Source organism: Bradyrhizobium sp. C9, from assembly GCF_002532045.1.
Lineage (GTDB): Bacteria > Pseudomonadota > Alphaproteobacteria > Rhizobiales > Xanthobacteraceae > Bradyrhizobium.
In genome coordinates, this window is record NZ_NWTG01000017.1 from 1 (window position 1) to 21,224 (window position 21,224).

At 58.5% G+C, this 21,224-nt stretch carries 15 protein-coding genes and 2 pseudogenes; 5 read left to right on the forward strand and 12 right to left on the reverse strand.

What is annotated here, in order from left to right:
- Both CO675_RS27350 and CO675_RS27355 read right to left on the reverse strand, forming a co-directional pair.
- The coding region (locus tag CO675_RS27350) for a TCP-1/cpn60 chaperonin family protein (RefSeq protein WP_283808127.1) at window positions 1-356 on the reverse strand (356 nt) is incomplete at its 3' end.
- A 45-nt stretch (window positions 357-401) separates the two neighbouring features.
- Window positions 402-716: a co-chaperone GroES gene (locus CO675_RS27355; RefSeq protein WP_018272373.1), complete on the reverse strand. Its 315-nt coding sequence runs from the start codon at window positions 714-716 to the stop codon at window positions 402-404.
- Between the two features lie 292 nt (window positions 717-1,008).
- On the opposite strand from CO675_RS27355, the gene CO675_RS27360 reads away from it, so the two are divergent.
- Window positions 1,009-1,305, forward strand: a complete 297-nt coding sequence (locus tag CO675_RS27360) for a hypothetical protein (protein ID WP_097674953.1) — start codon at window positions 1,009-1,011, stop codon at window positions 1,303-1,305.
- 466 nt (window positions 1,306-1,771) lie between these two features.
- On the opposite strand, the gene CO675_RS27365 is transcribed toward CO675_RS27360, so the two are convergent.
- Together CO675_RS27365 and CO675_RS27370 are read right to left on the reverse strand one after the other, a co-directional pair.
- Complete coding sequence (locus tag CO675_RS27365; protein WP_097675045.1) at window positions 1,772-2,722, reverse strand: oxygenase MpaB family protein; 951 nt, start codon at window positions 2,720-2,722, stop codon at window positions 1,772-1,774.
- 216 nt (window positions 2,723-2,938) lie between these two features.
- Window positions 2,939-4,519 carry an acyl-CoA dehydrogenase family protein gene (locus tag CO675_RS27370; protein ID WP_158231311.1) on the reverse strand — a complete coding sequence of 527 codons (1,581 nt, stop codon included), beginning with the start codon at window positions 4,517-4,519 and terminating at the stop codon, window positions 2,939-2,941.
- 94 nt (window positions 4,520-4,613) lie between these two features.
- On the opposite strand from CO675_RS27370, the pseudogene CO675_RS27375 reads away from it, so the two are divergent.
- Window positions 4,614-5,048 (forward strand): annotated as a pseudogene (locus tag CO675_RS27375) (recombinase family protein); the annotation flags it as partial.
- Between the two features lie 2,165 nt (window positions 5,049-7,213).
- Here CO675_RS27375 and CO675_RS27390 read toward each other — a convergent pair.
- The 3 genes from CO675_RS27390 to CO675_RS27400 all read right to left on the reverse strand — a co-directional run bounded on the left by CO675_RS27390 (window position 7,214) and on the right by CO675_RS27400 (window position 9,665).
- Window positions 7,214-7,798: an anthranilate synthase component II gene (locus tag CO675_RS27390; protein WP_097674957.1), complete on the reverse strand. Its 585-nt coding sequence runs from the start codon at window positions 7,796-7,798 to the stop codon at window positions 7,214-7,216.
- Complete coding sequence (pabB, locus tag CO675_RS27395; RefSeq protein WP_097674958.1) at window positions 7,795-9,192, reverse strand: aminodeoxychorismate synthase component I; 1,398 nt, start codon at window positions 9,190-9,192, stop codon at window positions 7,795-7,797. Before pabB ends, CO675_RS27390 begins: the two co-directional genes overlap by 4 nt.
- Window positions 9,193-9,305: 113 nt before the next feature.
- Window positions 9,306-9,665 (reverse strand): Dabb family protein, encoded by a 360-nt coding sequence (locus CO675_RS27400; protein ID WP_097674959.1) that lies wholly within the window; start codon window positions 9,663-9,665, stop codon window positions 9,306-9,308.
- Between the two features lie 1,391 nt (window positions 9,666-11,056).
- Here CO675_RS27400 and CO675_RS27405 point away from each other — a divergent pair.
- Complete coding sequence (locus CO675_RS27405) at window positions 11,057-11,695, forward strand: dethiobiotin synthase (protein ID WP_097674960.1); 639 nt, start codon at window positions 11,057-11,059, stop codon at window positions 11,693-11,695.
- 476 nt (window positions 11,696-12,171) lie between these two features.
- Here the strand turns inward: CO675_RS27405 and CO675_RS40160 are convergent, their stop codons facing one another.
- The 4 genes from CO675_RS40160 to CO675_RS27425 form a co-directional block, all read right to left on the reverse strand.
- The gene (locus tag CO675_RS40160; RefSeq protein WP_143279145.1) at window positions 12,172-12,864 is read right to left on the reverse strand and encodes a class I SAM-dependent methyltransferase; all 693 of its coding nucleotides are present in this window, start codon (window positions 12,862-12,864) and stop codon (window positions 12,172-12,174) included.
- A 2,347-nt stretch (window positions 12,865-15,211) separates the two neighbouring features.
- Window positions 15,212-15,817 (reverse strand): argonaute/piwi family protein, encoded by a 606-nt coding sequence (locus CO675_RS41115; RefSeq protein WP_198964761.1) that lies wholly within the window; start codon window positions 15,815-15,817, stop codon window positions 15,212-15,214.
- Entirely contained in the window at window positions 15,802-16,215 is a 414-nt protein-coding gene (locus CO675_RS41120) for a hypothetical protein (protein WP_198964762.1), read from the reverse strand. The genes CO675_RS41115 and CO675_RS41120 overlap by 16 nt, the downstream gene beginning before the upstream one ends.
- A 263-nt stretch (window positions 16,216-16,478) precedes the next feature.
- Window positions 16,479-17,222 carry a hypothetical protein gene (locus tag CO675_RS27425; RefSeq protein ID WP_198964773.1) on the reverse strand — a complete coding sequence of 248 codons (744 nt, stop codon included), beginning with the start codon at window positions 17,220-17,222 and terminating at the stop codon, window positions 16,479-16,481.
- Here CO675_RS27425 and CO675_RS27430 point away from each other — a divergent pair.
- Window positions 17,149-17,570: pseudogene (locus CO675_RS27430) on the forward strand (acetate--CoA ligase); the annotation flags it as partial. The gene CO675_RS27425 and the pseudogene CO675_RS27430 overlap by 74 nt on opposite strands.
- Window positions 17,571-17,842: 272 nt before the next feature.
- Window positions 17,843-19,270 carry a group II intron reverse transcriptase/maturase gene (ltrA, locus tag CO675_RS27435; RefSeq protein WP_245452937.1) on the forward strand — a complete coding sequence of 476 codons (1,428 nt, stop codon included), beginning with the start codon at window positions 17,843-17,845 and terminating at the stop codon, window positions 19,268-19,270.
- 858 nt (window positions 19,271-20,128) lie between these two features.
- Here ltrA and CO675_RS27440 read toward each other — a convergent pair.
- Window positions 20,129-21,214 (reverse strand): cache domain-containing protein, encoded by a 1,086-nt coding sequence (locus tag CO675_RS27440; RefSeq protein WP_097674964.1) that lies wholly within the window; start codon window positions 21,212-21,214, stop codon window positions 20,129-20,131.
- Between the last annotated feature and the right edge of the window lie 10 nt (window positions 21,215-21,224).

Consider the following 21,224-nt stretch of genomic DNA (forward strand, 5'->3'; position numbering starts at 1 on the left):
CCGCGCTTCAGGTCCATCGGGTTCATGCCGGCGGCGACCGACTTGGCGCCTTCCTTCACGATCGCAGCCGCGAGCACGGTCGCGGTGGTGGTGCCGTCGCCGGCCGCGTCAGCGGACTTGGAGGCGACTTCGCGCACCATCTGGGCGCCCATGTTCTCGAACTTGTCCTCGAGCTCGATCTCCTTGGCGACGGTGACGCCGTCCTTGGTGATGCGGGGAGCGCCGAACGACTTTTCGAGCACCACGTTGCGGCCCTTCGGACCGAGGGTGACCTTCACCGCGTTGGCCAGGATGTCGACGCCGCGCAGCATCTTGTCGCGCGCCTCGACGGAGAATTTGACTTCTTTAGCTGCCATCTGAATTTTTCCTTGGAATGGTTTGCCTGGGGAGGGAGGAGGCGCTTAGGCCGCCTTCTTCTTGGAAGCGGGGACGTCGAGCACGCCCATGATGTCGCTTTCCTTCATGATCAGCAGGTCTTCACCGTCGATCTTGACCTCGGTGCCGGACCACTTGCCGAACAGGACGCGGTCGCCGACCTTGAGGTCGATCGGGATCAGCTTGCCGGCTTCGTCGCGGCCGCCCGGGCCAACGGCGATGACTTCGCCCTGCGAGGGCTTTTCCTTGGCACTGTCCGGAATGATGATGCCGCCAGCAGTCTTCTCTTCGGCGTCGATACGCTTGACCACGACGCGGTCGTGAAGCGGACGGAATTTCATGCGATCCTCCTTGGCTTTTTGTGATTATTGCTGGTTGGCAGTCGCAATGAGCGAGTGCTCACCACTTCTGACATAAGTCTGTGACACTCCGGCGCAAGGGCTTCGACCCATGTCGCCTGTTCGCCCTTGGTGTCTGAACCGTGCCCCTCACTTTGGCGCGGTTGTTTTTGGGGGAGATCGGACGTGGCTGCGGCATACTAAATCGACGCACCAACGCGGAAGTAGGTCCTAGTCCAGTACAGGCCCAATATGCTTTGATGTGCCGGTTGGGACTGAGACGCATGGGTGGCTGATGTACATCTTCATTAGAAAGTACACCAAGGTTCGTTCGGTTGCGGATGCTGCTCGCCGCGCCAAAAGCGGCATCGGTCAGATCCTAAGGGAATCGCCCGGATTCATATCTTATTACGTATTGGATGGGGGCGATGGCGTCGGTGTCGCTGTGATGATATTCGAGGACCACGAAAGCGCCAATGCTGCGAACGATAAAGTGCTGGATTTCGTTCAAGCAAGCCTGCATGACCTTAACCTTGGAGACCCCGAAATCATCGCCGGGGAAGTTTTGGTGAAGATAGAATCTGATGCGTAAGTCTTTCGCGTGTCGGTTGTCGCGGGAGGACCGGACTTCTCCGTATGCGATCCTCTACCGCCGCTCGTGACCCGAGGCGACAGCCGGGAGGCCGATTTATTGGTGCAAACGACGCATTCTTTGAAGCGACGCTCGTCGGCCGTAGGGGAGGCCTAAGAGGCGGCGGGAGTTCACAAACCTGTCGATCGACCGGAGAAAGTGGTCGGTAGGGACGTGTCTTTTGACCAAGAACTCATAAGACAATGCAGCCTGTTCCTCCGTCCCGTCGACGTAAAAGTTGACCCGGAAACGGCGACGGTCGACCGGCATGGCCAGTTCTGTTGCGGAGGTGACAACATAGGCGGGTGGGGCAGCGTCGGCCCGTCCAGCTGCGTTCCGCCGAACTCGAGCTCCCGGTCCGGTCGTGCAGGACCGCGATCGCGGTATAAAAGGATCGCCGCTCCGTCCGCGGCTGTCCCGGACTGCTTCACCTGTTCCAGCGCTCTTCCAACCTAGGGCGTCCTATCCATGCCCTGTTCAGGCATCGGGTTGTCCAACTCAGCTGCGGCGTTCCCTGCAGTCGCGCTTGAGCTTCCTGGTATGGGCCGACGTAGCGAAGCTGGGTCGGTATTTTGGGATAGATGCGACGTATTCGTGCAACGGCACGCTCTGCGGCCTTCCTGTCGCGCTCGTCAAAGGCAAATCCGAAGCCGGTGCGCAATCGGTCCGGTAGCAGCTCGGCACTCAGCGTTTGATACCAGCGCGGCGGCCGCAACCATGGTCGCCCACCGGCGAAGATCTCTCGGGCCACCTCGCGCGCGACGGTGCTGACGGACAATGTATCCGATTGCATCATCGCCGCGGTGTAGGCGGCGAACGCGTCCCAATCCGTCGGCAAGTCGCTCGACGTCAGCCCGAACAATGCCCCAAACAGCCGGCTCTCGGCCCAATAGCGCTCGCGCTCTTCGACCGTGAACGGAGGCAGGATCAGGTCGTGGGCGGCCAGAGCGGTGTCGACGAGGGTCGCGTGAACCCAGCGCAACGCTGCGACCTCGTTGGCGCGGTAGGGCGAGCCGCTCGCGAACGGACCGATTGCTTCGGGCAGGCGGCCGACGATCATGGTGTGGCGGTGGTGCAGGAGCCGGGCAGCGGTAAGGGCCGCATCGAGCGAGCCGAACACCATCGTAAACACTACGTCAAAGGTTCGATGGAAGCGACCGATCGGATCCGCGAAGGTTCGCGAGTGATCGGCCACGGCGGCGGCGACCCAGGGATGCGCCAGCTGAAGCAGCAAGGCACGACCGGCGCCCAAAAAGGTGACGGCTTCTCGGTCGATCCGCCAGGTCATTGACCCTGGACCAAAAACGCCCTCGACCGGTCCGGCGGCCTGAGCCCAGACGAAATCAAGAGCGAGCTCAAGGTCGCTTTCGGAGACCAAATGCGTACCTTCCGAAGCAGACGGGGGGCATACCATTGGTCCGTGTAGTCTATCGCAATTCAGTAAGCCATAGCTCTCTCAACGTTGACGCATGATGTCCACCCGCGCGGAATACGGGGCCTGACATTTGGTCGCACCCCATGCGGGTAGGACTGAGCCGGGTGCAGCGGCTGCTACGGCTCCGTTTGCTGAAGAAACTGCCCGCCGCCGCCGTCTTTAGACATACTGCTCCAATTTGAGGTAATCGTCTGTGAGGACAGGTGAGCGGATGGAAGAAGCTGCGTCTTGAAGAAAGGCATTCAGAGTCCGACTAGCGCGAATGCGGCCTTCGAAACATAGGCGCGCCGGCGCGCGAGTGCGAAGAGTTGCGAATTCGGAACTGACCAGGTCAGCGGCGGCTGCGGCACAATCTGAGGCGCAGGAGCAACCAGCAGACATGACAGCTTGTGCCAGTCCTAGTGTGGTGAGCCAGCCCGCATAGATTAGCACCGCACCGTCTGTCTCGTTGAGCCCAGAGAGTTCCTCAATTGCAGCAGCATGGACTGGCGCCGCACCAAGAGACAGAAAAAGATCGGCTATTTCGTCACGTGTGGCTCTAGAGAGAAGGCAGCGGCCGAGATGTGATAGGAGCGTCTCGGTCGGACCTTCGAAGATACGGAGAATGCGGGCGTCTCGATAGATTTTAGCGACAGGCGTTCCCTCATCGTATCCACGGCCCCCCAACAGTTGGACACATTGATCAGCGACGAGGCCGCACCACTCCGACGACAAAACCTTCGTTGCCGATGCAAGGTGGACGTTAGGCGCGCCCTGCGCTGAGACAAGTCGGCAGGAGGCATCCAGCATTGCCTTCACTACTTCGCGCCGGAGTACCATCTGCCCAAATAACTGCTCGATATAGCTATTCTCAATCATCCGCAGCTTACCGAGTCGACGATGGCTTGCATAAGAGGCTGCAACCTGGATAGCGCGCTCAAGGGCTCCAAGACCCATTGCCGCCACACCGATACGCCCGCGGTTCATGCTAGATGCTGCTGCTCCCCAGCCGTCTTGATCGCGAGAGAGCACGTAAGCGCTCGGCACCTCGACATCTTGGAACTCCAGAGTATTTTGGATAATGCCACGCAAACCCAGTGTGCGATGCTCGTGGGTGACCTTTAGACCCGGAGCCTGCCTATCAACTAATACACCAACGAGCCGACCTTTCGCATCTGGACCAGAGGCTCGGGCAAAGCAAACGATCCAGCGAGCCCAGTCAGCGAGGCCAATCCAGATTTTGCGGCCAGCGATGCGAACTCTATCTTCGTGCATAAAAGCCGAAGCCTCTATATGCCGCGGGGCAGAGCCAGCTCCAGGCTCTGTCAAAGCGAAAGCGCAAAGGTCGCCGCGTGTTGCGCCCCACATGACCTGCCTTTGTTCAGGGACGTGCGGCGCCGCTTCGATGCAGGGCAAGGCCAGGAAGTTATGGATGACGAGGGTAGAGGCAGCCGAGATATCAAAGGATGCGGTGGCGGAGATGAGGTCGATTGCCTCTTGCAGGGGAAGAGCTAATCCGCCGTGCTCTGCTTGTGTAGTGAGCCCGAACAGTCCATGCCTTGCAAATATGCTGTGTAGGGTGGGAGGGAATGCCCGACGGTCATCCGCATCTGCGAAATTCAACTGACTCAAGTCATCGATTAAACTGGAATATAGTGTAGGTGCAGCACCTTCAGCTGTACGTTCCTGCGACTCCGCGAGTAGCGGGTAAGATTCAGTGTACATAGCCATTAAGCCGTAATGATTGAATGCGCTCTTCATGCCAATCATCCCCGTGGCTAGCTCGATTACACGTTGGTATATTGGGATACTGTCGTAGTATACACGAGTCTCAAAAGCGGATGGCTTTCAAACTTTGGACTTCCAGAAAGATGCTTTGCTTGCTGCTGGCATCAAATCCGATCAGCTGACCGGGCTTCCGGCCGCCGCGATGATCGGCCGGCGCTGGCGGCTTGCCTGAAGGCGCTGCGCCCGGGCGACATCCTGGTGGTGTGGAAGCTGGATCGGCTTGGTCGCGATCTGCGCCATGTCGTCAATGCCGTTCACGACCTGGGCAAGCGCGGCATCGGCTTCCGCGTCCTGTGTGGGTCAGGGTTCAGCAATCGACACCACGACCCCCAGCGGCAAGTTTAATTTCGGCATATTCGCGGCGCTTGCGGAGCTTGAGCGCGACCTGATCTCCGAGCGCACGCGCGCCGGGCGGCTTCGGCCCGCGCCCGCGGCCGGAAAGGGGGAACGCAAGTTCAGGGTGATTCCGGCGAAGGTGCGAGTGGCCCAGGCTCGGATGGCTAACTGCAGTTTAAGATAGTCTAATCGGGCGGGCTTGCTCGCAGCCAAACGCTAGGAATCCGGAATCCGATGCCCTGAACTGCTATCTGTGGTTCGGCAAGCTCTTCGGGAAAGCAGGATCTGCAGAGACGATTGATGGGGGCGGTCAGAACAGCATGGAGCGACGATGCGGATAAAATTCCGCTGAGACCAGGATCTAAGTCAGGCCAAGCGCTTTCAAGACGATATATGCGAGTTCAATCGATCGGTTGCGAAGGGAAAGATCGACACTTGGTCACGCCGACTTCGCCGCTTGTCATGTGAAGTCCAATGAACGGCGCGGCTCACGCCCGGGTTCTGTAGGTCTTTGCGGAACAGGGGTATACCCGTGGTGCCGCCTGCTGAGGCTGAGCACGCGTCGACGCGGTTTACTCTCCTGGTTCTTTCGCGGCGGAGCGCAGTTTGTGGTTCCCACCGGTGGAAGTGGCAGTGAGGGGATTCGATAAGATACCGCGTCCGTTTCGGCCTCGATTGTCAGAAGATCAATCCGCGTCGATCTAGGCCGCGCTCGGGGACTAGGTACATTGAATTCCTAGAGCTATTCACCAACCGTTCGGACATGTCGCACTCGCCGATCGGTCGGCAGGTGTGCAGCACCTCTACCTTGTCGTCTTGGCAGTCTGGGCAGGGGTCCTTCATTGGAGGTGCGGAAACTGTCGACTGTTGCACGAGACTGTTTGGATCGCTTTCGGAACGCTCCTTTAGCAGCGTGAATGCGCGCTCCTGGTCTGCCTGATCTTCCGAAATAAGGAGAGGGTAGATCGTCGTATACACGTCCTGGGGAACCATCACCTCGCCCACGCCAGGTACGTCGATGACTGCGGGTGCCGTCAGTCCAGCAAGCGCCGGGATGCTTATCGTACGCCCGTGAAGCCTCACGAACCGCTCTGGGGCTCGGCGCGTCGGATTAGCGTAGACCGGATTGCGTGGCACATAGATTGGCCGATAGGCGCTCGGCCTTCTGTACAGGCTAGGAGCGACATACCTAGGATGAGCGAAGTGCACCTTAGGTGCGTAGACCCGCGCCGTTGGTGCAGCCCGGTAGGCGGGCGCGTATCGCACCGCAGGAGCCGCCCGATACGAACCGCCGGACCTTATGCCGCCACCGGTGGAATGGCTCCCGCCGGCTCTCGCAAAACATGGTGTTGAGGCTACCGCCGCGGACAGCGCCGCGGCGACCAGCAAAAACCTTTTCATATCAATCGTCCTGAAAACAGCTTTTCTCAAAGCGCGACAATGTTCCGCAGCCTGCGGGCGAGTTCAAGTGGCTATTTGGTCTTAGCGTTTAGCCCAAGCTCAACCGGCCGGCGCATGGCCGCGGGGCGACCAGGCACCGGCTTGATGAGGGGGGCCGCGCGAGGACGTATCTCCCGGCGTCCTGCTAAAGCCGCCGCCTCAGAAGCCGCCGAGCCGCGCGTCTGAAAGAGGCACCCACGCCAATATCAACTCTGACTTTCCGCGCCGCGATTCAGTTCACGATTAATGCGATCCTTGACCCGACGGACCGCAAGAAGCTGCAATCGCGTTTGGGTCTTGCCACTAATCGTCTTACCATCGATCTTGAAACTGTAGCGCCATTCGCCCGGCAATGCTTCCCGAATGCTGAATTGCACGCCTCTGTGTTGCATAAACTACTTCAACCCCAATAACACGCGTTGCTTCTGTCCGGCTTCACGTCCGTCGAGTGCAGATCTATGATTCCTCGATCATGAAGACGTTGTTAGATACCGAAGAGGACCGCCGGTCCTACGGGACCGGCGGCCAAGTCAAGGGAGGAAACGCCCGTGAGGGCAGCGGTAGCAAGACCTACCGCACGGCACCGCCAATCTCTTGGCGGATCTCGAATAAGCGTCCTTGCGGCCAGACTACAGATGACCCGCCCCTCCATCGAATGGAGGTCGTGTGAAGAGGTCTGCGCAAATGCAGGCCCCAAGTAATTCAATTGAGACTGCACGAAAAGAAAAACTTGAGTACGGGGCGTACCAACCGAGCTCTTTCGTGCCTTCTTGTCACATCTTCACAAGGTCAGTGCAGGCTCGCACAACGTTGCGCCGAACTGGTTCATCAAGGCGCAGCTCGCCATTTCAGTTCTGCGAATTAGCTATCAGCCGCGATAAAGTCTCCAATTCAAGCTCGGAAACTGTCTGCCAATCGCAAGAAATTCTTGAGCAGCACGTCACCTTGTTCCGAAAGGACGGACTCCGGATGAAACTGTACGCCATAGGTTGGGTGATGCCGATGGGCCAAGGCCATAATCTCCCCTTCGCTTGACCGGGCGGTCACCTTGAGATGCGGTATGTCTGGCTCATCAAGTTCGACCGCCAGAGAATGGTAACGCCCCACAGAAAGTGGAGACGGGAGTTGTTTGAACAAGTCTCGGCCGTCATGGGTTATGTGTGAGGCGCGGCCGTGCATGGGACAACGTGCACGTACGACGCGTCCGCCGAAGGCGCTCGCAATACACTGGTGCCCAAGGCAGATGCCGAGAATTGGAACACGACCTGAAAGCTGGCGGACGACGACGGTGGATATGCCGGCCTCGGTGGGCGTGCAGGGACCAGGAGAGATGACGATTGCGCGCGGCTTGAGCGCGACAAGGCTGGTGAAGCTGACGGCGTCGTTCCGGACCACTTCCGTCTCTGCATCAAGCTTGCGGAAATAGCGCGCGATATTGAACACGAAGGAGTCGTAATTGTCGATGATGAGAATCAAAATGCACCAGACACATCGGCACCAAAGGCGTCGAAGATCCGCTGTGCCTTGGCAAGCGTCTCGTCATATTCGGCTTCAGGATTCGACATCGCCGTTATTCCGCCGCCTGCATGAAACACGGCCAAGTCGTCGTCGATCATCACAGTGCGAATCGCAATGTTGGTGTCCATGTGTCCATTGAATCCGATGAAGCCGATCGCCCCGCAATAGACCTCTCGAGCCACTCCCTCGATGTCCGCAATGATTTCCATTGCCCGCACCTTTGGAGCACCGGTCACGGAGCCGCCCGGAAAACAGGCGCGAAGCAGACTGACAGCGTCCTGGCCCGCAGCAAGCGTGCCTCTGACGATCGAGACGAGGTGGTGCACTGAAGCATAGGATTCGAGGTTGCACAGTGCCGCAACCTCGACCGAATGGTCTGTACAAGCTCGTGACAGATCGTTGCGCAACAGATCGACGATCATGGTGTTTTCGGCGCGGTCCTTTTCGGATCCGACAAGCAGTTCGGCGCGGCGCTGATCTTCCTCTGGATCAGCGGAGCGTGCGATTGTGCCCTTGATGGGCCGCGCTTCGACAACCTGCCGACCGTCAAGTTTCAGAAATCGCTCAGGGGAGCTTGATGCAATCGTCAGCTTGTCGTAGCACAAAAGTGCTGCAAAGGGCGCCGGGTTCAATGACCGGAGCTGGCAATAGAAGGTGAGCGGGTCGAACAGGGGCGACACCCTGGCACTGAAACGTTGCGCGATGTTCGCCTGGAATATCTCCCCCGCCAGAATCAACTCAATGACGCGCTGGACCGCAGTTATGAAGCCCTTACGGCTAAAGTTTGAATGCCATGCGCCGGCCTTACTAGGGATTATGATCCGCGGCAACCTTGGCCTGGCAAGCAACGCTTCAAACTCGTCGGCGCGACGACGCGCACGCTCGGTTCGGCGAGCGAGGTTCTGTTCCGGCCATCCGGTCGAGACGATCCAGCACCTGTGGTTCTGGTGATCGAAGCTGACCACCACATCATAGAAATGCAGCATCGATTGGGGCAACCGGAGACCGGGAATTGACGGCGCCGGCAGTCGCTCCAGAGTTCGGTTCAGATCGTAAGCAAAGAAACCCGCAGCGCCGCCCTGGAACGGTGGGAGATCGGGGTCATGCGCTTCTCGGTATCTGGCGAGCAGGTCGCGTAGGGCCACCCATGGATCGCCCGTAAGGGCCTTTCCATTCCAACTTGCCTGTCCATCGGCGACCAAAAAGGTGCTGAACGGCTCGCAGGTCAAATATGAGTAACGCCCAAGCAGCTCATGCCCTGCCGCGCTATCGAGAAAAGTAAGCTGCGGCCGCTGCGCGAGGCATCGCAGGGCTTTGACAGGCTCGATCCAATGCAACTCGCGGACGTGCATAGGGCTATTGGCTACCACGACCAGCCGGATGTGTAGCCGGCTCCGATCTTGGTCGCGTCGCGAACAAGTTATTTCCGTCCGGCACGTACAAAGACTCGAGGCTGACCATCAAGCTAGCCGCGGCCAGCTGATCGGCTGCGCCGAGCAACGTGGCTTAACCCTGCCGTTCCAGCGAAATGCACATCTGTTGAGAGCTCGTAGTCAGCGGCAAACCGCAGCTCCCGAAGTGGCCGGACGCACCGGATCGCTTCTCGATACAAATCGTGCGTTTTGTACGCAGCGAGTTCCGTCTCGCTGTCGAACTCACCGTACACCACGACGTCGATCTCATCGCCGAGCTGATTGCTCTTGCGGTTGCGCGCAATCTCGAGGCGGCGTGCGTAGGGGATCGAGGTGAGAATCGAGAGGCCTTCGACGATTCGGTCGATGTCGGCCTTGTCCTTGGCTGTGAAGAAGACGATATGACGGATCATCGTGGCCGCAAACGTGACGCTGCAACTTTGCAGCGTTCTTATATCCGGATCAAGCTCAACGCAATGTCTGGAAAGGCGGCAGGCGGAGAGTGTTTGATGCTCGTGTTTCGGCGCCGCCGGCCTTGCAGAAGAAGCTTGCGGAATTTCTACACCTACGTGACTGAGGCGCCGAAAAGATAGGACACAATGGGGCTAAATGTCGTGGCCCGCGCGACTGGCAATGTCATGACCGGGGCAAGTGAGCATCGTTGCGCATGCATCTTCCGACGAGGCGGAAGCCCAGGCATCAAGTGGCGGGTTGTATTGGTTGATCAGGAAAATCGGGGCTTAGCAGCCTGAAAGCGAAACGCAGAGCCGTTTGGCCTTCGTCTGCCAACGAAACTGCTGCTCGATTCCGCGGACACCCGGAACAATGAACCGATCCAATCGGTTCAGGTGATCGACCGTGTCGCGGCCGTCCACGTGTTGAAATGGGACGCCCGCTGCGCGCCCTCAGCCATGGACAGGCACTGATTTCGTCTGGAGCGTCCATCCTGCGCCGGCTGGCGCGCCGAGGATGATGAAGATTTCTTAGCCGTACTCGCGACGGACCGGCGGCATACGGTCCGGGCCTACGAGCGCGGCTCGTGCGCGGCAATTGTGAGGAGCACGAAAGTGTCGAAGCGGAAGCTGCGAACTTTTTTTGGGGTGGAGACGGCGCTGCTATTTGTCGGATCATCGTGGTCGCATGTGCGAGCTCGGCGCCTCCGTGGCCATTCGCGGGGCACAAGCCGCGAACGTGCTTGCTTCGTTGCGATTGATGTGCGTCGTCGAATCCTTCTCAAAGCAGCTTAGCTCGATGGCCCCAAACCCAAGCGAACTCAGTGAATAGGCGTGCAGCTTTCGTTCGAGATGCACCGTTCTGCATCTTTTAGGGCACATCTTTCCGGGCGTGAGTATCTTCGTCCGATTCGAACAATATTTACTGCCTTGATAACAATCTGGACCTGTCACAAACCATGAAATGCAATTTAGGGAAGACGCGATGGCATGGCATGCGTGGCAAACTTCTATGTTTGGCCTATCAATTCGCATGAACGAAGCAGGCCATTTTGGGTGAGTCGCGCAATGGAGCTGTGGCAGCAAACGTTATGGGTGTTTTGCATACATGTCTGCCGTTGTTTCGCGTTGGGCTACTGCTCAAAATTTGTTGTAAGGGCGCCAATTGCCCCTCTCAATTCGGGAGGGTACCGGATCACGATGCTCCAATCGTGGGCTGCCGATCTTTGCAAGTACAAGGCGACCCTCTCGCCTAGCATACCATCTTTATATTTTGCCGACACTGAATGTCGTGGAGAATGGCGTGCTTGGAGTGCTGGATCCTCTAATCGGGAGACAAGAGGTCACGCTCGATGAGGCAACAGCGGATTGTGGTAGCCGGTACGGGCGCCGGAATTGGAAAGACGGTTTTCTGCGCAGGGCTCGTCAGTCTCCTGGGTGCGAATTTTTGGAAGCCGGTCCAGTTTGGCTTCGAAGGAGAGAGCGACGCCGAGCGTGTCGCTCGGCTTGGCTGTCTTCCATCCGATCGCATCGTGCCTGAGCGCTATTGCCTGCAAACGGCCGTTTCGCCCGATTGTTCCGCGGAGATCGACGAGGTTCGCATCAACACGGAGTCGCTTGACGTGCCGGACAACACCGGAGGGCGGCCGCTCGTGATCGAGGGCGCTGGCGGACTAATGGAGCCGCTGAATTGCGGCACGCTTTACATTGATGTCTTCGAAAGATGGCGTCTTCCCGTCGTGCTCTGCGCGAGCACAGCTCGAGAAACAATCAACTACTCACTCCTATCCATAGAAGCTCTGCGAAGACGTCAGATTGATATTCTCGGAATTGCCTTCATTGGCGAAAAAAAATCCGAAGCTGTGAGAGCAATTTGCGAGATTGGGCGGGTGCGGTGGTTAGGGCGGCTGCCCTGGATTGCTCCTTTGTCGGCGGAAACGCTGCAAGCGGCGTTCAAGGTCGCCTTCCGTCGCGATGATTTTGTGCCGTGACGTTAAAGGAACCGTTGGTATCCTGATAGATCACATGGACATCAAGATGATACAACAATGGTTGTGCGTGATGGCTTTACGACGGGCGCCGTCGCATGCCTGCCGAAAGATATCAGGGAAGCGTAAAGGATAGATTCTTTAGGTCTGGTCCTTCAGGCGCTGTTCATTGACACTTGCTCGCACCCGCGCCTGGCCTAATTCCTCGGCGTTCTCCAGCTTGGGTTGTTCCGCAATGTAGACGGCGCATTTCGAGATTACCGCCGTCCGGAGCATCGACGCAATGAGCTCGAGCCATACTGCAAATCGAGCGCTGATTTCGTTCGCGCTTTTCGTGTTGAGCGCCGGGGAGATAGAGAAGAGCCCGAGCAAAAGGACTGTGCAGATCCTCGCGGGAGTGCGACACCGCTTTTGACGAAACGCTTGCGACGTTACGGGCCCTACGTTGCTCACAGCGTGTCAACTAAGGGAAGCGATCGCTACTGCACGCCAAGCACTTCAGCGGTGCAGACATGCACGTCAACCCAGCCGGGTGCGAGATTCTCATCCATCGCTTTGAGCGCCCTCCATCGAAGATATATGTCCTTTACTGCTCCCAGGGGAGACCATTTTTCACGCGGGAATTCGGGCCCGAACAGACCACTTGTTTCTCCAGTAAAGCGGGCTTCGTGGTAGGTTCCTTCGTACGGAGGATTTGGGGCGTGCGTGAAAGGGTGCATCCATTGGTTGACGATCTGACCGCGATTGTATCCGGCTTCGGCCAGCGTCTCGATATCGACTTCGCTGTTCACCTCCAGCGACACAAATACGGGACGCCGATAATCCCTTGCTAGTTGATCGCGGAAGATTACGTCCGCTCCTTCCAGATCACATTTGATGTAGTAGGGGGTACCGTATTGGTCGAGGAGTTCATGCAGATCGGTAGTGGGGACAATGATCTCGATCGACTGGTACTCCCCTTTTTCAGCGGCTAATTTGGTAAGGCTGCCCCAATCGTCCTTCTCTGGGACGCTATAGAATGAGGCCAGCTCACCTGCGCGATCCGGCAGCGCTTTGTTGACAGCCGTGACGCGCCGCGATCTCCGCGCCTTTGTGTGCTCAGCACATATCGCATTTGCGACTACGAGGGATCGCCCAGTCGAGGTAAACGCAGTTGCTTGTGGCCAATCCACTGCGCACAAATGTTTGAAAGAGTTGACACTTTGTCAGTTCTAAGCGCTCCTCTTAAGGTGGCGACAACGCCCGTCCAATGCATGTCGCGGGACCTGCGTCCGTGCTATTGGTCATCACTCACTCCCATGCCGCGAACGCGCTGCGATTGTGATCCGAGTCCGACGGGCGCCGGGAGTTACTTACGTCATCCATCGAAGAATCAGAGCGCTTCATCGAATTATTCGATGAATGTTTGGTCGATGGAGAACTGGCTTCCCGGATCGAAAACGTAACTGGTAGGTGATAGCGAAAAACCGAGAGTGGATCGCCCTATTGATTCCCCGAAAAGCGCGCGAACGAAAGACTGCTCCAATCGCGTCATTACGGCCGCTAGCGCGACGCCGCCCGATGCAAGAACGGTCTCAAGAAGGCCATCCCAACGTCATCTTCCGAACTGCCAAACAACGATGCATTCCACAGGCCGAGCGCCCTGGGGACTGATCAGGATGACCCTTGGCGCATTGTCGCTGTGCTCGTTCTGTCATCTCGAGAAGGCATTTTCTCGCGGTGGTACGAAACGTGGCGAATTATCTCGACGGTCGATCAGGACGACGTGATTTTCTTGCGGTCAGTATGGAGAACGCCACGCAGTCTTATCGGCGTCAGTCACGCTCCCCAGATTTGAGCGTTTCGTACGAAGACTCCACTTTCTCGCCCCACAATTTTGTTTCTATATTTGACATCCGCTTCCCGTTGCGGCGGCCATAGGTGACGCTGCGGAAAGCGGAGCGGCCGATTGGGCTTCATGTGCGGTCTCAACAGAAATGTGGACGTCCGAAGCCTTGAGTCTCACTGCGCTTCGTTGCCGAGCAAGGGTTCGATGAACTTGAATCTCCTACGCGAGCGCGTACAAAGCCGAGACTAACCGCGCCAGCAGTCGCCCGCTTGCTGTTCGGTGACGAATTTGAGATTAGCCGTGCGGGACAGCCCACACAGCGTGGTAAAGGCGATCCCTCCGATTCATTGACCTATCACCTGCCGAAACATCGAAGCATCCTGCCGCCGACGTGACAAGATCGCCGCCGTTCAAAGAACTGATCGCCGCCGAACTGGCCCGCATTGAGTCCCAACTCGTTGATGCGCGGGATGGGTCTGAGCAGGCGCTTGAACGCAAACTGCGCCGGTACAATATCGTGTTCAACGTCGATAGTTGGCGCCGGCCGCCAGAGCGGCTCATTGAAGGAGACAACTCAAGGCGGTGAACCAATCCCTCGCATTCATCAGCACGGTATGGTCGGCGCGTCGCCCGAGGCTGTTCTCCATCATAACGGCGGAGCTGTTCGCCCGGCTTGGGCGGAACCTTACTACTTTCGCTTTAGGATGGGTCCGTGCTCCGAATTGCTTCGCGGTTTGTTGTCGGCGGCGTCCAAAGCGCATCCCGCAAGCGCTTCTTCTGCGAGACCTTGGCTTTTTGCCTGAGGGATAGCAAACATAGCTTGGCCTGTTCGATGTAAACATAGCCAAGTATGGCGCTGTACAAGCGGGACGACCATCGCGATCGAAATCGGTCCCGGGGTGAACGAGATGGCACGGAAACGACTATCAGCCAATGCGACCCCCGGCAGCGCCATCGCTGATAGGACTTCCGCTCCCAGGATGCTCCCGCTGTTTTGGTCCCCGAAGTCACTATGTCACCAACGAGTACACTTGTCCGGTCAAGTCTAAGGTGCGCTCGAACACATCAACGAGCACGAGCGGGCAGTTTTCGGACGTGCCCAGAATGCTGGAGCCTTGAGGCGCTGACCGTGGATGCGTAGCCGACAAGTGAGCGAGATTTCGCTCGATATGGCTATTTCAACGTTTGCTGAAAGAGGTCGTTTCACCCTATCGCACTATTGACCTTGTTCAGGCGCGGACCGCACCAACTGCTTTCGATATCTGTTCCCGCACGCCTGGACTGCCCGGTGTTCCTCTCGGGAACTGAATATTGCCAGAAACCAACGCGCGATTTCGACACCTTCCGCAAAGAAATCAGGGCATCGCGTGCCCCGGATCGAGTATTCGGCGGATGATGACTGGTTGCTGGACACAGTTCCTCCTGGCGTTGGGCCGATGTCTGATGTACGAAATTCTCTGGCGCAAAAGGTAGATTGAAACTCAAATCAGCCTGACGCGGCGGGGCACCACTTTGCTACATGAACAAGCGCACGGGGTACGAGTGCGGTTGAAGCTTTGGCATCCGCTTGACGATCGTGGCGAGCGTCCCGGCAAAATTAAGTGTCACGGGCAGACTGCCATAAGGCCCATCGTTATTCCAGTCCATTTTGGTCAGCGCGAGTGTCTCGCGGCAGAGATCGTCGATGCCGCCTAGACCAGCGTGGCGAACAAGAAGCAGCGGCTCCGGCGTACCTTTACCTTCCTTGTAGTGTTCTTGTGGACATCGCCCGAGTGCTTACGCTGATAGATGGCGAGGCTGCGAGCCATTACCGTCAGCATTTGATCGCGACGAAGATAGGGATTTTTGCCAAACGTATGGACGCCGTCGGCCTCATAGGCCACGAATTCAAGACCTGATCCCTCAGCGTCAAAGACCTGACTGCAGCAGATCACAAAACGCTGCGCGGACTCGCCGCCGGCGCGCAGAGCATAGTCGATGCCTATGAACGCAGTGCTGGGCTCGACGTCGGCAAGCAACCAGGGTGTGCCTCCGGCTTTGGCGTAGAGCGCGATACCCAACCGCCAAGCGACGCTACAGCGGCAATAATAGTTCAGCGCGCTGTCTTCGCGCAGGAATTGCACACAAATGCCCTCGGATGCGGCATAAGCCTTCACGTAGTCGTGGAGGTCGAAGTCGTCGCCTGGCGGTCCCCGAAAAGCTGGCGACCAGCTCTCCTTGAGCAGAATGACAACGATATCGAAAGTGTCGCGCGCGTTACGCAGCGCAAAGAGCGCTCGGGTCAGCGCTTCGGCCAAAACGACGTGGGGGCTCGCCGCGGCTTCAATCTCTCGGTCAAGCTCTCGCGACAAGAGGATGCGGCTCGCTGTGCCCCCGCGCGCAATTCTCGCTCCGAAAACCTTCTCGAAGCCGGGGAACGGCGCAGATATTGTTTTCGCTCCCGCGGCTGATGCACCTGCTCGAGTTCGCGCATTTGCCGAACCAACGATTCCTCGAGTTCGGCCGGCAGGATCACCCCGATCCGGATAGAATTAGGGACCGGCGACAACTTGCCGAGACTATAGGGCCCGAAACGGATCAGCCCTTCCATCGGATGGATATCGATGTCGTGCGGATTGTTGGAACCAAAGCGAAGCTTTGGCTCTGGCAGCACGATGTGGCCGGGCAGGCGGAAGGGCTTGGTGGTAGCGCTCATGTCTTTCCGATCCCGCTGAACGCAGAAACACGCAAAATTTCGAATTCTGCATCGACGCCGTCCGCGATACCGAATGCCTTCTGACGCAGGCTCGGTTCCCGACCGTCAATGAGGCTGATCCAGCCATCGAGGAGGGCATTGGCGGGGCGATTGTGACGACGCGCGCGCCACTCGCGTACAAACTCCCGCGTCAGCTCGACAGTGTCGTCAGGCGCGTCTGCGGCAAGCTCAGTGATGACAATAGGCTCGACCAGAAGCCAGAGCTATTCAAGACGGTAATCGACGCACAGGCCACATGCCTCGCTCCAGACGACGTCAGTCTTGGGTACGGTGCCTGATATGATATCGACGGGTTTGGCGGAGTCGCTGTTAAAAATTGACGGCTTCACCTCACCCGGCACGGGTCGAAGCCGTACGCGATTGCCTCGACGTTCCAGGGTTAAGCCGGGCTGGCCTGCAATTGCGCGGAATAGTGCATCGCGGACGAGCGCGCGTTCGCCTCCCTCCTTGATCAGTCTCCTCGAGGAGAGGGGATGGTGGTCGAAGGCCTTGATGCCAAAGGGCTCGAGCGCCTTGCGAATGTCGTTGTCCCGGCGGAAGGCCAGAACGCCGTCACGGGCGCGGTGGACGATGATGTCGACACCGGCCTTGGCAATGGCTTCTTCGATCTCATTGTCGCCGCCGATCGCGCAGTCGACGATACGGCAAAGCGCTGGTCCCGAGGTGACCGCGAGCGCGTTCATGCGGATGGCCGGCACCGCTCCGGTGCTCGGCCGCAGTTTGGCGGTCGCGAGCCGCGGCCGAGCGGTGCCGGTTAGGCTGGCGAGCTTGTCAGCGGTCTGCGGCAGAAATCGGAGGAGATCGGAGAACAGTTCGTCGAAAGACGCCGTCTCCACAAGATGGGCGTCAATGCCCAGCGTGCGTGCGCGGACGATCGTCGACACCTGGTGGCAGACTGAGACCGGCGGCATCCTGATCACGCCGCTGCCGGGCGCGACCAAACTCAAGCCAGGTTCGGCGACGCGTCCGGCGTGGTGCGTGAAATCGTCGATGCCGACGGCAAGGTGCTCGAAGGCGAAACCTCAGGCAATCTCTGCATCGCCAAATCCTGGCCGGGCCAGATGCGCACGGTCTATGGCGATCACGCCCGCTTCGAGCAGACCTACTTCTCGACCTACAAGAACAAGTACTTCACCGGCGACGGCTGTCGCCGCCACGCCGACGGCTACTACTGGATCACCGGCCGCGTCGACGACGTCATCAATGTGAGCGGTCATCGCATGGGCACCGCCGAAGTCGAGAGCTCCTTGGTGGCGCATGAAGCGGTGTCGGAAGCCGCCGTCGTTGGCTATCCCCAAAGCGGCTGCTGCCTGAGCGCCGCGGCAGACCGGTGCACCTACCCAGGGTGCTGGCCGGATGCATAGTGCGCCAGTGAAACTGGCGAAGGATAGTCGATGAAAGTTCGATACAGGAAAGGAGTAGCGACCCACCCTGACCCCGAGTGATGCGGAGGCGTCCGTGAGGGCGTCTTCGAAGCGTTGACAGGGGAAACCGCAGGCCAGCCATTGAGCCGCGAAATCGAAAGTCTGGAGCGCCGACGCAGTTATGCAATGCGGAAGGCAACACGTTGGACGGCGTCTATCGCAAGCCGCCCGACGGCTCCACGCGGTCGGAGACCCTGAGCATGCGGGGAAATCCTTCGCACAGGAACTGGGAGATCTCGTCGTCGCCCGAGGGGGAACAACCTTCGGGCAGGCTGGGGAAGGCTGAATGCCGTAAGCCCAGCACCACCGTCGACGAGAAGTCGGATGTCTGCACAGTACCAATGAACGATCTGAACAAGAGCGACGGGTCCACACCGATGCTCGCGGAAGGTCCGGAGGGAAGGCGGGCAGCCAAGGGCAATAGCAAACATCCTCCCGTGCCCCGGACACAGAGCCGGATCAGCGCGTCGACGAGGTTGGATGCTATACGTGAACTGGCAAGACGGAATAGGAAGACACGGCTCACAGCGCTGATGCACCATGTGACGCGCGAACTGCTAACGGAAAGCTTCAGGCGACTGAAGCATTCCGCTGCACCCGGCGTCGACGGAGTGACATGGCGCGACTACGAGGAAGGACTCGAGGAGCGAATCGAAGTGCTTTGGGACGCGGTCCAGTCAGGCCGCTATCGGGCACTCCCGTCTCGCCGAGTGTATATCCCCAAGACAAATGGCAAACTGAGACCGCTCGGAATCGCAGCGTTGGAAGATAAGATCGTCCAGCACGCGGTGACGATGGTCTTGAATGCGATTTACGAGGTGGACTTTCTCGGCTTTTCCTATGGATTCCGGGAGGGGCGGAACCAGCACCAAGCGCTGGACGCACTGTGGATCGGCATTCATCAGAAAAGAGTGAACTGGGTGCTCGACGCTGACATCCGGTCGTTCTTCGATGCGATCGATCACGGGTGGATGATGCAGTTCCTCGAGCACAGGATCGCAGACCGCCGGCTCTTACGACTGATACGCAAGTGGTTAACCGCTGGCGTTGTCGAAGGTGGATTGAAGTCCGTAGCACGAGTAGGTACTCCGCAAGGAGCAGTGATCTCACCGCTTCTTGCTAACATTTACTTGCACTACGTCTTCGACCTCTGGATTCATCAGTGGCGAAGTAAGTCGGCAAGAGGGGATGTCATCGTCGTCCGCTATGCGGACGACAGTGTCATGGGCTTCGAAACAAAGTCCGAGGCCCTGCACTTTCTCGACGCACTGCGTGAGCGGATGGCGAAGTTCGGTATGTCGCTGAATGAGGAGAAGACGCGGGTATTGGAATTTGGACGGTACGCGGCCGAGCGCCGCGCACGCCGGGGGCAACGCCGCCCGGAAACGTTCGACTTCCTCGGGTTCACGCACATCCGCGCGGTGACCCGGATAAACCCGCACTTCACAATCCGGCGCGTGACCATCGCCTCTCGCTTGCGGGCGACGCTGAGTGCGATACGACACGACCTGATGAAACGCCGCCATGCGCCTATCGGTGAGACCGGCGTTTGGCTCCGTCGCGTGATGTAGGGATACCTGAACTACCACGCGATCCCGGGGAACCTGAAGCGGCTCGGCATGTTCCGCGCCGAGGTCTGCCGGGCCTGGCTGCGCTCGCTTCGTCGACGCAGCCAGCGCTCTCGCATGACCTGGGAAAGGTTCCGACGATTCATTGGGCGATACATCCCGAAAGTCCGCGCATGTCATCCGCATCCCAACCCAAGGTATACGTCATGACCCAAGGCAGGAGCCGTATGCGGTAGTTCCGCACGTACGGATCTGGGCGGGGGGCACGGAGAAATCCGTGTCCCTACCGCGACCGACGGCCTCGCTGTTTGCTAACGGTTGATCCGCGATGCGCACTACAGTGATCTCGAGCGCGAACCTGCGTGGTCTTCTTCCCTTTCTCGGGTTAAGCAGATCTGGGTTTTGAGTAAACGGCCCCGAAAGAACCTGTCGTCCTTGCCATTGCTCGACAAGAGAATCAGATAGGAATACGTCATCGTTCGGAATGTGATCGAATACCGCGGCCATGCTGTGCTACCAGACGCGCCGTGCCTCACCATCCAGGACGTAGAGGGGGCGGTGTTGCTTATCGAGCGTGAAGCGCTACCGGGACGTACCAGCCCTCCGCCGGAACCGGCAGACCCGTTCTTCCCGCCGAATTGCCAGCGGATCTGATGCGGAATATCCCTCAGCATTTGTTCTGCCGCCCTGGAGACTTCTCTTGCATCTTCGCTCCCGGTGGCTGCGACGAACCAGATATCCTCCCTCGGCAACCTCAATTTGTCTCAGATGTTTCGGCGCTGACCAGACAGGACACTTCCGCGCAAGTTCATGCCCGGTGTGATCATCGTTCAGTTAGTCATCTCCAGCCGGTGCTTGGATTCAATTGCGACCAGAGTGCCCCATCAGCTTCGACTGGATACGAGCTAGCGCGTCACTGAGCCTCGCCGCTTCGTTAAAGCGCGTCTCCGAATATGGCGGGCGGGCGGATGGATCGTGCAAGAGGGCCTCCGCTGTATTCGAGAGCCGGCGGAGCGGCGTCCTCAGCCATTGCGCCGCACAAAAGAGTAGTGCTAGTGTGGCAATGGCACAAACACCGAAACTACTCCAGAATGATCGGATTAAATTACGGGTGGACGCAAGCGCCTCGTCGGCACTCTGCCGAACCAGAAGAGACCAACCGAAGCTTGGAAGGTTTGCGAAGCCGACCGTCGGAACAGTTACTGTGAAGTAGTCCCTGCCGTCAGGCCAACGTTCTCGTAGAGACGCAGTCGTGACGCGACTGGCCGCAAGCGCGGAGCCGATGTTGAGCGGCTTGTTGATAAGATCCGGCGGACCGAACAGGACGGTTCGATCACCCGAAAGCAGCAGCACGTCAATGCCGGGCACCTGTAACGAGTCCATGCCTTCTGCGACCCATTTCCAGTCAAGGTGAGCGCCGATGACCCCGGCAACGGAGCCGGCGTGGCGCAAGGGCGCTGCCAGGTCGATAAAGCGATAGGGCTCACGAGATGCAGGCAACTGGGTGGCCAGTAGTTGAGCGGCATGCACATCGATAGCGGCCGGCGAGACAAGGCCCCGCCTAAACCAAGGTCGCTGTGTAACGCTTACTCCTTCGAGCATGCCGTCTTTAGCAGCCAGAATGGTCCCTTCGAGATCCGCGACGCCGAGCCAAGTGTAGCGTCGATCAAGGCGGCTCAAGAAGTCGATGTGTTCTCGCGCATTCTTAAGATCTGTTAAGTCAATGAGCTCAGCGGACCGAGCTACATCCATCCAAACTCCATAGAGCCGGCGGGCCAGCAGCGCAGAACTCATTTCGCCGCGAATTCTTAACGCGTCGAACTGTAGCTGCTCTCCCCGTTGCTGTAGTAAAGCCGTGTAGATCGTCGCGGTCACCACCGCGGGCACTAATATGAGCAAGGCGCCTCCACAGAACACCAGGGAGAGTAGGCCCGGTCTTTTCGGCATCTCGCGCTCC